Source organism: Pseudomonas sp. 01L34 (assembly GCF_056400265.1).
In genome coordinates this window covers 2501-14734 of the sequence record NZ_JBFTSX010000016.1, presented here as the reverse complement: position 1 = coordinate 14734, position 12234 = coordinate 2501, and the positions used below count along the sequence as shown (strand labels likewise).

Annotated in this window: 13 protein-coding genes, 1 rRNA gene and 1 pseudogene (1 of these 15 running past the window's edge); 6 read left to right on the top strand and 9 right to left on the bottom strand. The window is 59.4% G+C overall.

The window, feature by feature from the left end; all coding sequences use genetic code 11:
- The 3 genes from rrf to AC1DQM_RS29725 all read left to right on the top strand — a co-directional run.
- Positions 1-89: ribosomal RNA gene (rrf, locus tag AC1DQM_RS29735) — 5S ribosomal RNA — on the top strand; the annotation flags it as partial.
- A 153-nt stretch (positions 90-242) separates the two neighbouring features.
- Positions 243-908 carry a M24 family metallopeptidase gene (locus AC1DQM_RS29730; protein WP_477747245.1) on the top strand — a complete coding sequence of 222 codons (666 nt, stop codon included), beginning with the start codon at positions 243-245 and terminating at the stop codon, positions 906-908.
- Between the two features lie 13 nt (positions 909-921).
- A complete protein-coding gene (locus tag AC1DQM_RS29725; protein WP_428635471.1) occupies positions 922-1275 on the top strand; it encodes a gamma-glutamylcyclotransferase family protein in 354 nt (117 codons plus the stop codon).
- Positions 1276-1393: 118 nt separating this feature from the next.
- On the opposite strand, the gene AC1DQM_RS29720 is transcribed toward AC1DQM_RS29725, so the two are convergent.
- Positions 1394-1657, bottom strand: a complete 264-nt coding sequence (locus AC1DQM_RS29720; RefSeq protein WP_305411227.1) for a hypothetical protein — start codon at positions 1655-1657, stop codon at positions 1394-1396.
- The gene (locus AC1DQM_RS29715; RefSeq protein ID WP_305411228.1) at positions 1647-2438 is read right to left on the bottom strand and encodes an MlaA family lipoprotein; all 792 of its coding nucleotides are present in this window, start codon (positions 2436-2438) and stop codon (positions 1647-1649) included. The genes AC1DQM_RS29720 and AC1DQM_RS29715 overlap by 11 nt, the downstream gene beginning before the upstream one ends.
- Before the next feature lie 165 nt (positions 2439-2603).
- Here AC1DQM_RS29715 and AC1DQM_RS29710 point away from each other — a divergent pair, with 165 nt between their 5' ends.
- Together AC1DQM_RS29710 and AC1DQM_RS29705 are read left to right on the top strand one after the other, a co-directional pair.
- Positions 2604-3314: a response regulator gene (locus AC1DQM_RS29710; protein WP_019581643.1), complete on the top strand. Its 711-nt coding sequence runs from the start codon at positions 2604-2606 to the stop codon at positions 3312-3314.
- Positions 3311-4663 (top strand): ATP-binding protein, encoded by a 1353-nt coding sequence (locus tag AC1DQM_RS29705; RefSeq protein ID WP_305411230.1) that lies wholly within the window; start codon positions 3311-3313, stop codon positions 4661-4663. The genes AC1DQM_RS29710 and AC1DQM_RS29705 overlap by 4 nt, the downstream gene beginning before the upstream one ends.
- 109 nt (positions 4664-4772) lie before the next feature.
- Here AC1DQM_RS29705 and AC1DQM_RS29700 read toward each other — a convergent pair whose 3' ends face one another.
- From AC1DQM_RS29700 to AC1DQM_RS29680, 5 genes and pseudogenes are all read right to left on the bottom strand, one after another.
- Positions 4773-4994, bottom strand: a complete 222-nt coding sequence (locus AC1DQM_RS29700; protein ID WP_018926721.1) for a formate dehydrogenase subunit delta — start codon at positions 4992-4994, stop codon at positions 4773-4775.
- On the bottom strand, positions 4991-7879 hold the full coding sequence (gene fdhF, locus AC1DQM_RS29695; protein ID WP_477747244.1) for a formate dehydrogenase subunit alpha: 2889 nt from the start codon (positions 7877-7879) through the stop codon (positions 4991-4993). Before fdhF ends, AC1DQM_RS29700 begins: the two co-directional genes overlap by 4 nt.
- The gene (locus tag AC1DQM_RS29690; RefSeq protein ID WP_477747243.1) at positions 7876-9438 is read right to left on the bottom strand and encodes a formate dehydrogenase beta subunit; all 1563 of its coding nucleotides are present in this window, start codon (positions 9436-9438) and stop codon (positions 7876-7878) included. Before AC1DQM_RS29690 ends, fdhF begins: the two co-directional genes overlap by 4 nt.
- Positions 9435-9911: a formate dehydrogenase subunit gamma gene (locus tag AC1DQM_RS29685; protein ID WP_477747242.1), complete on the bottom strand. Its 477-nt coding sequence runs from the start codon at positions 9909-9911 to the stop codon at positions 9435-9437. The genes AC1DQM_RS29690 and AC1DQM_RS29685 overlap by 4 nt, the downstream gene beginning before the upstream one ends.
- Positions 9912-10546: 635 nt before the next feature.
- Positions 10547-10678, bottom strand: a pseudogene (locus AC1DQM_RS29680) (DUF3077 domain-containing protein); the annotation flags it as partial.
- A gap of 129 nt (positions 10679-10807) precedes the next feature.
- Between AC1DQM_RS29680 and AC1DQM_RS29675 the strand changes: the two are divergent.
- Complete coding sequence (locus tag AC1DQM_RS29675) at positions 10808-11557, top strand: tetratricopeptide repeat protein (protein ID WP_477747241.1); 750 nt, start codon at positions 10808-10810, stop codon at positions 11555-11557.
- Here AC1DQM_RS29675 and AC1DQM_RS29670 read toward each other — a convergent pair.
- Both AC1DQM_RS29670 and AC1DQM_RS29665 read right to left on the bottom strand, forming a co-directional pair.
- On the bottom strand, positions 11554-12111 hold the full coding sequence (locus AC1DQM_RS29670) for a hypothetical protein (RefSeq protein ID WP_477747240.1): 558 nt from the start codon (positions 12109-12111) through the stop codon (positions 11554-11556). The genes AC1DQM_RS29675 and AC1DQM_RS29670 overlap by 4 nt on opposite strands.
- On the bottom strand, positions 12112-12234 hold the 3' end of the coding sequence (locus tag AC1DQM_RS29665; protein WP_477747239.1) for a hypothetical protein. Its footprint extends 207 nt past the window's final position; the window shows 123 of its 330 coding nt (coding positions 208-330); its start codon lies beyond the right edge, outside the window — the gene reads right to left on this strand; it ends in the stop codon at positions 12112-12114. It abuts the gene before it with no gap.

Genomic DNA, 12234 nt, shown 5'->3' with positions numbered 1-12234 from the left:
CCTGATCCCATCCCGAACTCAGAAGTGAAACGATGCATCGCCGATGGTAGTGTGGGGTTTCCCCATGTGAGAGTAGGTCATCGTCAAGATTAAATTCCGAAACCCCTATCTGCGTATGCAGGTAGGGGTTTTGTTTTGCCCGCAGAAAAGTTCGTACAGCCTGGATCATGGCTATATATTTTTTATCGAATATCGCAGTATATGAAAATATATAGCGAGAATTCGTACAAAAGGAATGATCGATGACAGCGGCCCTGAGCGGTAAAGAAGCAGTAGGCGAGCATTACACGTTGGAAACGATGCGCCATGCGCAGCAGATGACCTGGAAGGCCATCGAACAGATTGCCCGGGTTGTTTCTCCCGGCATGCGCGAGTCCGAAGCCCAGTCACTGGGTAAACAGGTTCTGTCGGAACTTGGCATGGATCGCATCTGGCACCCGCTGCTGATCCGCTTTGGCGCCAATACGCTCAAGACGTTCAAACAACGCTCCGATGGCGATCCTGTGTTGGGTGACGAAGATATTTTCTTCGTCGACATGGGCGCGGTCTGGCAAGGGCACGAAGGTGATGCAGGGGCGACGTTCATCACCGGTTCCGACCCGGAAATGATCGCCTGTGCTGCGGCCTCCCGGGAGCTTTTCAATAGAGTCGAAGGCTTTTGGCGCAGCGAGCGGGTTTCCGGCATGGAGCTTTACCGCTATGCGGCCGACCAGGCGCAAGCCATGGGGTGGAAGCTCAACCTGGACATCAAGGGCCACAGAGTCAGCGATTTCCCTCATGCCATTCACCGTGGTGGCGACCTCGGGGATTTAGACAAGTGCCCAACGACCGGCCTGTGGATTCTGGAAATCCAGATCGCCCACCCTGAGCGCCCTTTCGGAGCGTTCTACGAAGACTTGCTTATCTGATCAAGGAAACCTCATGCCAAACCAAACAGAGCAACCGGTTCTGCTGTTCTCCTACGGTACTTTGCAGGACCGGGCCGTTCAGCTGTCCACCTTCGGGCGCGAGTTGAAAGGGCGCCTGGACAGCCTGCCAGGTTACAAGCAGAACCTGGTCGAGATAACCGATCCGGCGGTGTTGGCGGCTAGTGGGAAAACCCATCATCCGATCGTGCAGGAGAGTGGCGACCTGTCGGACGAGATCGCCGGCACTGTTTTCGAGCTCACGGCCCAAGAGCTGGTTGCGGCCGACGAATACGAGGTGGCGGACTACAAACGCGTCAGTGTGCCCCTCAAGTCCGGCATTAGCGCTTGGGTCTATGTGCGAGCCTGATTGCTGGTAAGGGCGGCAGTCACTATGCGAGGGTAGACAGATTTGTCTCAGTTTCGCTGTAGGCTTCGGAGGGGATGACGACCGGAAGGCTAGCATCCTCCATATCATCCCCCTGAAATCAAGACAGTGACTGGCTATCCGCTCGTGTGACCTCCGCCTCGCCATTGGCCACGAGCCAGCGCAACAGTTCGGCTACTGACACCGTATGGCTACGCTCGATCCAACGCACCACTGCCTGGCCATAGTGTTCGGTGTAGCGACTGAGCACCAGTTGGCGACAGTCCGCTGACAGGCGCAGGGTGATTTCCCGACAATGCAGATTGGCCGGATCTTGCTGGATTACCCGTTTCTGCAGAGTCAGGCTATTGCTTTCAGAACCCATCGGCCGCTGCTCCTGTGCACTGTGGAGTGGTGTGCTCTGGCGAGCCTTGTTTGCCATCGGCTACGTAAGCGGCACGACGCTCGGCAACCACGTTACGCAGAGCGCCGTAGTAGTCCGGCAGTTTTTGCAGGCTGTCGGTCAACGGTAAGGCTTCTGCCCGACCATCGACGATGCCGCCGACAGTGCTGATAGTGGACAGCGTGTCCACGGTATCGCTGTTACTGCCGAACGGATCGACCACAAAGTCGAGCACGCGACCGGCGGCGTCGCGACTGTTGGAGGTTCCGAGCAATGGCAGCTCGACGATCGGACCGTTGCCGATGCCCCACACGCCAAAGGTCTGGCCGAAGTCCGCATTGTGACGCGGGATACCGGCCATGCCGGAAACGTCGATCAAGCCCACCACCCCGACTGTGGTGTTGAGCACGAAACGCCCCATGGTATTGACCGAGCGCATTGGGTTGCCTTGCAGCAGGTCATTGATAAAGACCTTGGGCTCGCCGAAGTTCGCCACAAAGTTATGCACACCGGTCTGGAAAAAGTCCGGCATGTAACGATAGCCGCGAGCGACCGGCGCCAGAGCGTAGTCATCGAGCACCCGGTTAAACGCGAAGACCCCGCGATTGAGTGGTTCCGCCGGGTCGTACACCGAATAGGCGACGTCGGCGCAGCTCACGTTGGTGGTAGACGGCGGTTGGCTGCTGCAACCCGTCAACCCTGCGGTCAGCACAGCAATCGAAGCATTACGGGCCAGCCAGGGAGCACATTTGAAAGGCAACATGGATGAGTCTCGGGAGGAATTCGCCGAGATACTGAGCCCCGTGCCTTGCGCGAAGATGTCTGGTTTATTGCGGCGATGACGTTTTGTTGCAAGATTGAAATATATGACGCGCTGCCGTGAATGGTTTTAGATGGCGGTTCCATTCGGCCCCTTAAGTGACCTTCGGTGAACAGCCTTTTAATTGTGGACGACGACCTTGAAGTTCTCGATCTACTGAAAAAATTCTTCGTGCAGCACAGCTACAGTGTCGAGGTCGCCACAGACGGTGCGTCGCTGTGGGCGGCCATAGAGCGCCAGGCACCGGACCTGATCATTCTGGACGTAATGTTGCCCGGCGACAGCGGGCTGATCCTGTGTCAGCAACTGCGGATTCGATATGCAATGCCGGTGATCATGCTCACGGCCATGGGCGAGCTCAGTGACCGGGTGGTCGGGCTGGAGCTGGGCGCCGATGATTACCTGACCAAACCCTTCGACGCCCGTGAACTGCTGGCCAGAGTGCGCGCCGTGCTGCGGCGTGTGGACGAGCGTCGTCCGGTGCCGCAGGACAGGCCACGGCCGCTGATTGATTTCGCCGACTGGCACCTGGACGTCACTCGCCGTGAGTTGCGCTCGCCGGACAACGTGATGATCCCGCTATCGGCCGGTGAGTTTGACTTGCTGCTGGTCTTCGTCGAGCACCCGCAGCGCATTCTCACTCGCGAGCAGTTGCTGGACCTGGCGCGCGGGCATTGCCATGAGGCGTTCGATCGCAGCATCGACGTTCAAGTCAGCCGCTTGCGACGCAAACTCGAGTCCGATACCAAGCGCCCGGCAATGATTCGCACCGTGCGCAATGGTGGTTACCTGTTCACGCCCAGCGTGACGCGGCGATGAGCAGGCTGAATCGGATTCGCGCCCGTGACTGGCCGCAAGATACGGTGGCGCGCTGGATTGCGTTGACGATCATTCTGGCCATGCTCATTTCACTGGCGCTCAACGGGTTGTTTATCCAACTGGCCGGCGTGTGGGCGCGTCCGCCGCTGACCGAAATCGGCCTGCTGGAAAAAGCCGCCGCCATCACCCGCGTCATCGAGGCCGCTCCTGCGCCTCTGCGCCCCTCATTGGCGCAAGCCGCCAACGAGAGCGGCTTCACTATCACTTGGCACCCTGATCGGCACGATCTCAATCTGCCGACAGTGGAAGATCCGAAGTCCGACATCGGTTCGAGCATCCTGCAGCCGATGCTCAGAGCCCCTGACCGGCGCATCGAAGCCTATGAACCGGCCGACTGGAAGGAGCACACGGCGGACGCACATTACGCGCTGCTGATCGAGTTGTCCGACGCATCGTGGCTGATGTTCTCCGCGCCCTCGCGCAGTTGGGGGCTCGACGAAACGCCACGCTACCTGATCGTGATCCTGCTGGTGCTGATCTCCACCGCCCTGGTCGCGCTGATCGCCACCCGGCGCCTCGCCACACCTTTGCAGCGCTTTGCCGAAGGCGCCCGCCGCTTCGGTGTAGACTTCCGCGCACCGCCGATCGAACCACTCGGTCCCCACGAAATCCGTCAGGCGATTCTCGCGTTCAATGCCATGCAGGCCCAGTTGCAGCACTTCATTCGCGACCGCACGCAAATGCTTGCCGCCATCTCTCACGACCTGCGCGCCCCTCTGACGCGGATGCGCCTGCGTGGCGAGTTCATCGAAGATACCGAGCAACAGCAGCGGCTGTTTCGTGACGTGGATGAAATGCAGGTGATGATCAACTCGGCGCTGGAGTTCTTCCGCGACGACGCCAGGCTTGAACCGGCCACCCAGTTTGATCTGGCGGAACTGCTGCAAACCCTGCTCGATGATTACCGTGATCAGCGTATCGAGATTGCCTTCAGCGGGCCGCTGCGGCTGGTGTATTTCGGTCGACCGTTGGGGCTCAAACGGGTGATCACCAACTTGCTTGATAACGCCATCAAGTACGGTAGTGAGCCGGAGATTGAACTGATTCCCGGTACTGGAGAGGTGCGGATCAAAATACTGGACCGTGGACCGGGTATTCCAGATGCCTGCCTTGAACAAGTGTTCGCACCGTTCTTTCGCATGGAAGGCTCGCGCAACAAAAACACTGGGGGTGTTGGTTTGGGGTTATCGGCGGCGCGAGCGATTGTGCTGGAACACGGAGGCGAGCTGACCCTGAGTAATCGGTCGATGGGCGGGTTGGAGGCATTGGTGGTGTTGCCGGTGCATTAGTCCCGAAAGACTCGCAACACATGCTCACATGTGGCGAGGGAGCAAGCTCCCTCTCCACAGTTTTCAGTCAACAGGCCAAGGGGCAATCTTCCCCAAGGATGGTGTGAACCTAAGCCTCCCAGCCCGCGCCACTAACCGCCGCCTGCGCCAGCGGGTGCAAGTCTGCTCCCTGATGCGTCGTCTGCCAGGCCAGCAACTCCTTGCGCATGCCGGGCGTCCAGTACATCTGCAGATGATTGCGCACGCCGAGCACGGCCTGTTGCTGATCCGGTTCGCTGGCAAAGTATTGGGCGATCTGGTTGACCATCTTGATCAGGTTTTCCGTACTCATCGGCGTACCTCGGCTTTTGTCCCGGCGCTACGTTCATGGCGACGTTCGTTGAGTAGGCGTTGTTGTTCGTCGCTGAATGCCTGATAGCGTTTTTGCCACTCGGAAGGGTGATAGACGCGGCTGACTTCCACGGCGGTGACCTTGTACTCCGGACAGTTGGTCGCCCAGTCGGAGTTGTCGGTGGTGATCACGTTGGCACCCGACTCAGGGAAGTGGAAGGTGGTGTACACCACGCCCGGGGCAACCCGTTCGGTGACTCGTGCCCGCAGTACGGTCTGGCCGGCGCGGCTGCCGATGCCGACCCAATCGCCTTCGTTGATGCCACGGCTCTCGGCGTCGGTCGGGTGGATTTCCAGGCGGTCTTCGTCGTGCCAGGCGACGTTTTCAGTACGCCGGGTCTGGGCGCCAACGTTGTACTGGCTGAGGATGCGTCCGGTGGTCAGCAGCAGCGGATAGCGACTGTTGACCTTCTCCTCGGTCGGCACGTAGCCGGTGAGCATGAAGCGCCCCTTGCCACGCACGAATTCCTCAATGTGCATGGTTGGCGTGCCGTCCGGTGCCGCGGCGTTGCATGGCCATTGCAGGCTGCCGTGACTATCCAGTGCGGCGTAGCTGACGTTGGTGAAGGTCGGCGTCAGGCTGGCGATTTCATCCATGATTTCCGACGGATGCTTGTAGTTCATCGGATAGCCCAGGGCGTTAGCCAGAGCCACGGTGCCTTCCCAGTCGGCCTTGCCGCCCAGAGGCTCCATGACCTTGCGTACCCGGGAGATGCGCCGTTCGGCGTTGGTGAAGGTGCCGTCTTTTTCCAGGAACGAGGCGCCCGGCAGGAACACATGGGCGAACTTGGCGGTTTCGTTGAGGAAAATGTCCTGCACCACGATGCATTCCATGGCCGACAGCGCCGCGGTGACGTGTTGGGTGTTGGGGTCGCTCTGGGCGATGTCTTCGCCCTGGCAGTACAGGCCCTTGAAGCTGCCGGCCAGTGCAGACTCGAACATGTTGGGAATGCGCAGGCCCGGATCGGGTTGCAGGGTGACGTTCCAGGCCTGTTCGAACTGCGTCCGTACCACCTCGTTGGAGACGTGACGGTAACCGGGCAGTTCGTGGGGGAAGGAGCCCATGTCACAGGAGCCCTGAACGTTGTTCTGCCCACGCAACGGGTTCACGCCCACGCCTTCTCGACCGATGTTGCCGGTGGCCATGGCCAGGTTGGCAATGCCCATGACCGCGGTACTGCCCTGGCTGTGCTCGGTGACGCCCAGGCCGTAATAGATCGCCGCGTTGCCGCCGGTGGCATACAAGCGCGCAGCGGCACGGATATCGGCAGGTTCTACGCCGCAGACAGGGCCAAGGGCTTCCGGCGAGTTTTCCGCTCGGCTGACGAACTCTTTCCAGTGGGCGAAATCGTTGCCTTCGCAACGAGCGTCGATAAAGGCCTGGTTGAGCAAGCCTTCGGTGACGATGACGTGGGCCAGGGCGTTGAGCATGGCGACGTTGGTGCCCGGACGCAGGGCCAGGTGCAGTTCGGCGCGGGCATGCACCGTGTCCACCAGGTCAATACGGCGTGGGTCGATGACGATCAGTCGCGCGCCTTCACGCAGACGGCGCTTGAGCTGGGAGGCGAACACCGGGTGAGCGTCGCTGGGGTTGGCACCCATCACCAGGATCACGTCAGCCTGCATCACCGAGTCGAAACTCTGTGTGCCGGCGGACTCGCCCAGGGTTTGTTTCAGGCCATAGCCGGTCGGTGAGTGGCAGACCCGCGCACAGGTGTCGACGTTGTTGTTGCCGAACGCGGCGCGCACCAGTTTTTGCACCAGATAGGTTTCTTCGTTGGTGCAACGGCTGGAGGTGATGCCACCAATGGAATCGCGGCCGTATTTTTGCTGCAACCGGCGGAATTCGCTGGCGGCGTAAGTCACCGCTTCATCCCAGCTGACTTCCTGCCAAGGGTCGTTAATGGACTTGCGGATCATCGGCTTGGTGATGCGATCCGGGTGAGTCGCGTAGCCCCAGGCAAAGCGCCCCTTGACGCAGGAGTGGCCGTGGTTGGCCTGGCCGTTCTTGTCCGGAACCATGCGCACCAGTTGGTCGCCTTTCATCTCGGCGCGGAACGAACAGCCCACGCCGCAATAGGCGCAGGTGGTGATCACACTGTGTTCGGGTTGACCCAGTTCGACCACACTTTTTTCCATCAGCGTCGCGGTCGGGCAGGCTTGCACACAGGCGCCGCACGACACGCATTCCGAGTCGAGGAAGTCCTCGCCACCGGCGGCCGCGACCCGGGATTCGAACCCGCGCCCGGTAATGGTCAGGGCAAACGTACCCTGGGTTTCTTCGCAGGCGCGCACGCAGCGGTTGCAGACGATGCACTTGCTCGGGTCGTAGTCGAAGTACGGGTTGGACGTGTCCTTCACGTCGTTCAGATGGTTCTCGCCCTCATAGCCGTAACGCACTTCCCGCAGGCCGACCTGGCCGGCGACGGTTTGCAGCTCGCAGTTGCCGTTGGCCGAGCAGGTCAGGCAATCCAGCGGGTGATCGGAGATGTACAGCTCCATGACGTTGCGGCGCAGGGTCGCGAGCTTCGGCGTCTGGGTGTGCACGGTCATGCCTTCGCTGACCGGCGTGGTGCAGGATGCGGGGTAGCCGCGCATGCCGTCGATCTCCACCAGACACATGCGGCAGGAGCCAAAGGCTTCCAGGCTGTCGGTGGCGCACAGTTTGGGAATGGTGGTGCCCAGCATCGCCGCAGCGCGCATCACCGAGGTGCCTTCGGGCACGCTGATGCTTTGGCCGTCGATGTTCAGGGTGACTTGCACCTGGCTTTCGCGGGCCGGGGTACCCAGATCCATATCGGTTTTCGGGTCGAATACAGTGATCATTGCTCGGCCTCCGAGGCTTGCAGACCGAAGTCGGCGGGGAAGTGCTTGAGGGCGCTGACGACCGGATAGGAGGTCATGCCACCCAACGCGCACAGCGAACCGTATTGCATTGTGTCGCACAGGTCCTTGAGGATAATCGCCTGCTCATCGCGACCGTTCTGGTCAGGCGCAGCGAGCAGGCGGTCGATCACCTCAACGCCCCGGGTCGAGCCGATACGGCACGGCGTGCATTTGCCACAGGATTCTTCGGCGCAGAACTGCATGGCGAAGCGCGCCATGTGGGCCATGTCCAGGCTGTCGTCAGCCACCACCACACCACCGTGACCGAGCATCGCGCCTATGGCGGCGAAGGCTTCGTAATCCAGCGGCGTATCGAATTGCGAGGGTGGCACCCACGCACCGAGAGGGCCGCCAACCTGCGCGGCCTTCAGCGGCCGGCCACTGGCGGTCCCGCCGCCGTAGTCTTCCACCAATTCCCGCAGGGTCAGGCCAAAGGCCCGTTCCACCAGACCGCCGTGACGAATATTACCCGCCAGCTGGAAGGGCATGGTGCCCAGGGAACGGCCCATGCCGTAGTCGCGATAGAACTGCGCGCCCTTGGCCATAATCATTGGCACCGAGGCCAGCGTCAGCACGTTGTGCACCAGGGTCGGCAGGCCGAACAGGCCCTGCAAGGCCGGGATCGGCGGCTTGGCGCGGACGATCCCGCGCTTGCCTTCGAGGGAGTCCAGCAGCGCGGTTTCCTCACCGCAGATGTAAGCGCCGGCACCGACCCGCACTTCCATGTCGAAGGCCAGTCCGCTGCCGCCGACATTGGCGCCGAGGTAACCGGCGGCCCGGGCGATGTCCAGCGCCTCGCGCAAGGTGGCCACGGCCTGTGGATATTCCGAGCGCACATAGATGTAGCCGTAGCTGGCGCCGACGGTGATGCCGGCAATGGCCATGCCTTCGATCAGCAGGAAGGGGTCGCCTTCCATCAACATGCGGTCGGCAAAGGTGCCGGAGTCGCCTTCGTCGGCGTTGCACACAATGTATTTCTGCGTCGCTTGGGTAGCGCGCACCGTGCGCCATTTGATCCCGGCCGGGAAAGCCGCGCCGCCACGGCCACGCAGGCCCGAATCGAATACTGCAGTCGCGGTCTGCTCGCCGCCCAGGGCGATGGCCTGGGTCAAGCCCTCGAAACCGCCATGAGCCCGGTAATCCTCCAACGACAGCGGCCGGGTAATACCGGCGCGGGCGAACAGCAGGCGTTGTTGGCTCTTCAGATAAGGCAACTCCTCCACCAGCCCCAAGGCCAGCGGATGAGCGGACGGCTCGCTTTGCAGCGCATCGAGCACGGACGGCACATCGGCAGCGGTCAGCGGGCCGAAGCCGATACGACCTTGCGGGCTGTCCATTTCCAGTAGCGGTTCCAGCCAGTACAGGCCGCGCGAGCTGGTGCGTTGCAAGTCCAACGACAGACCGCGCTCCCGGGCCTGAGTGGTCAGGGCCACGGCCACCTCATCGGCGCCTACGGCACGGGCAAGAGAATCACAGGGCAGATAAAGCGTCGGCATCATGCGTCCTCCTGGCAAGCGTTGAGCAGGGCATCCAGGCGTTCGGCAGTGAGCCGCGCATGCACCTGACCATCCAGCTCCAGGGCAGGTGAGCAGGCGCAGGCGCCGAGGCAATACACCGGGCGCAGACTGATGTTGCCGTCGGCACTGCTGCCGTGGTCGTCCAGTTGCAGGCGGTCGCGCAATTGCGCCGCGAGCTGCTCGGCGCCACGGCTCTGGCAGGACTCGGCCCGGCACAGACGCAGGATATGCCGGGCCGGAGGCGCGGTACGGAAGTCATGGTAGAAGCTGATCACCCCGCGAACCTCGGCCTGACTCAGGTTGAGGGCGTGGGCAATCTCGGGAACGGCGGCATCGGGGATGTAACCGATACCCTCCTGAATATCATGAAGGATCGGTAACAATGCGCCGGGTAAACCCTTGTGGCGCTCCAGCAGGCTGTTGACCATAGGCAGGTGCAACATCTCATCAGACATACAGCATTCCTCACGGTCACGGACAAACCAGGCGGTTGTCGGTCGTCCGAAAGTGTCGGCTGCGGCGTTCACACCACGTCACGGTTTCGTGGCATTTTCAGACCGTTGGCCAGGGCACCCTGAGTGGGCATCTTGTTGTGCCCGGCGCGGTCTTTGCCGCACCTCTTCAGGCATATCACGCAGCTTGCCACGCCGCCTTTGAATCATCCGCACCAAAGCGACGTGTTCGGTTCTGCCTACGACTATCCATTAAGTCTAGATGAGCGGGGCGTGGGGCGCTCACGCACTGGCTCAATGCTTTGAGGGCTTGTCGATGGAGGATGTATAGCAAGCATTACGGGTGAGAAACAGCATCAGATCCGTGGGGGATTTCAGGGAGCAGATGCGTTGATTTATTGCGCTGTAAACCGAACACCCCACAAACATCCACTCTGAGCCAAATGATAAAAAGCCCCGAAAAATTTCGAGGCTAATCCCAAATGCCAGTCCGCCCACACAACCCCTGTGGGAGCGTGCTTGCTCGCGAAAGCGCCAGCCCAGCCAACATCAATGGCCAAAATCCCAAGCAGCTCACTCCCCCAGGCGTCATACCAACCAACGACAGGCATCAAAACAATCCCGCCATTGTTCAACCGCTACCCTTCAGACGTCGCCGCCGCCCGCTCAGGTGCTTGCGCAGAATCTCGATCCCGCGCAAGCACCTTCACCGCATCATCAACCACCGCCTTACTCATCGCCGTCAAATAATGCGCAGCCCAGGCATGGCGGCTTCAGGCATCGCAAAAAATGTCACTGCCGTCAGATGGACTGTCCCCTTTTTATGCAATTGTTTCTCCCGCATGATAACGCTACCCTTTGCGCCGTTTGGAATTTAAGCTTTTAACAGGAAAAATAATATGGACATTCAGTACTTCTATCCTTCAGCGCGCCGCTTTATAAAAATTGACGCGATCATACTGCTTTTTATTACCCCGCTTTTTGCTCATGCGGACATTACTGAGGAGGAGGCGACGGCTAACTGTCTTAAAATTAGTGAATACTCCGCCGAGGGCGGAAAGTATTACAAGCTTAAGCAATACGCCAAGGCTCGGGAGCAATACGAGCGTCAGGTCGGCTGGTCGGAAAGTTGTCAGCTGGGCGAAGAGGCAGTTGCGATGGCCTACAATAACGTCGCTCTCACCTATGTACACGAAGGCAATTACCTTAAGGCCCGGGCATGGCTGAATATTCTTCCAAACGACAAAAAGTCGATTTTCAATCTTGAAAAATTCAGTGGTGATATAAAAAACTCGGTAGAAAAACTGTCTGCTAAGTCAGAAGGACAATATTGGCAATATGCCGGGGCGTCGTTATGGAGCACCATGACTATCAAGCCGCTGGGTCAGAAATACAAAGTTGATTTTCAGGGTTATTACACTGGCCTGATGGCGATGTACTACGGTCCCAATATAGGTGAGTTTTCAACGGTATTAGAGGTTGATAATGGCAAGGCTAAATACGCCATGAGCGGAGATGACGAAGGCGACTGCGTATACGACTTCGACATTAAAAAAGATCTGCTCACTGTAAAGCGCACGGCAGGTGAGTGGTGCGGCTTTGGTCATAATGTGGGAGCAGAAGGCGTTTATAACAGGGTTGAGTTCTAGCAGCTTTCTTGAAATTCGCGAAATTTGGTAACCAGCCGAAACCCTACATAGTCGGACTGGCATTTGTACGAGTGTCGGTAGTAGCAATTCCAGTAACTGATCATGCGTGCTTGCGTCGTTTGAAAGTACGCCTGATTGTCCCGAATAAAACGACCGTAAAGCGCCGGATCGAACTTGGGTAGGTGCGCTTCAACGGTTTCTAGAATCTGGATGACGTACTCGCCTGTCAGTTGCAACACGAACGGGACAATCCAGGGGGCATGCACTGAGAGAATCCGTTCCAATTGACGTTGGCGCACATGACCATCGTGGTGCCGTGTCAGAAGGCACGAGTACAAAAGGCTCTGGGTTTCACTCAAGTAGTCAAAGGCTGTCTCATAACCTAGGTCATAAATCCGGTAGGGAATGATCAACTCCTCCTCACTGACTCTGACCTCTATGAATCGATGCATTTCCACACGCGCCTGGCAGAGCTGCCCTATAACCTGGTCGAGAGCCTCTGCCTCTTGTTTAAGAAAAGCCGGAAACGCCTGGTTTGCACACTGCATTTTCATTCACTGAATATCTTTCAAGTATTCCTTAAGGGCAATGAGCGGTGTATCAAGCTGTTCCATCGTCTTCGCAGCGCTGAAATCTCCTGACAATCTATCCAGCTCTCGACCCAGCGGCGTACCACC

Bases quoted from the DNA above. Each gene is read 5' to 3' on its own strand.
- AC1DQM_RS29730 (WP_477747245.1), top strand. From the start codon at position 243: ATGACAGCGGCCCTGAGCGGTAAAGAAGCAGTAGGCGAGCATTACACG.
- AC1DQM_RS29725 (WP_428635471.1), top strand. From the start codon at position 922: ATGCCAAACCAAACAGAGCAACCGGTTCTGCTGTTCTCCTACGGTACT.
- AC1DQM_RS29720 (WP_305411227.1), bottom strand. From the start codon at position 1,657: ATGGGTTCTGAAAGCAATAGCCTGACTCTGCAGAAACGGGTAATCCAG.
- AC1DQM_RS29715 (WP_305411228.1), bottom strand. From the start codon at position 2,438: ATGTTGCCTTTCAAATGTGCTCCCTGGCTGGCCCGTAATGCTTCGATT.
- AC1DQM_RS29705 (WP_305411230.1), top strand. From the start codon at position 3,311: ATGAGCAGGCTGAATCGGATTCGCGCCCGTGACTGGCCGCAAGATACG.
- AC1DQM_RS29700 (WP_018926721.1), bottom strand. From the start codon at position 4,994: ATGAGTACGGAAAACCTGATCAAGATGGTCAACCAGATCGCCCAATAC.
- fdhF (WP_477747244.1), bottom strand. From the start codon at position 7,879: ATGATCACTGTATTCGACCCGAAAACCGATATGGATCTGGGTACCCCG.
- AC1DQM_RS29690 (WP_477747243.1), bottom strand. From the start codon at position 9,438: ATGATGCCGACGCTTTATCTGCCCTGTGATTCTCTTGCCCGTGCCGTA.
- AC1DQM_RS29685 (WP_477747242.1), bottom strand. From the start codon at position 9,911: ATGTCTGATGAGATGTTGCACCTGCCTATGGTCAACAGCCTGCTGGAG.
- AC1DQM_RS29675 (WP_477747241.1), top strand. From the start codon at position 10,808: ATGGACATTCAGTACTTCTATCCTTCAGCGCGCCGCTTTATAAAAATT.
- AC1DQM_RS29670 (WP_477747240.1), bottom strand. From the start codon at position 12,111: ATGAAAATGCAGTGTGCAAACCAGGCGTTTCCGGCTTTTCTTAAACAA.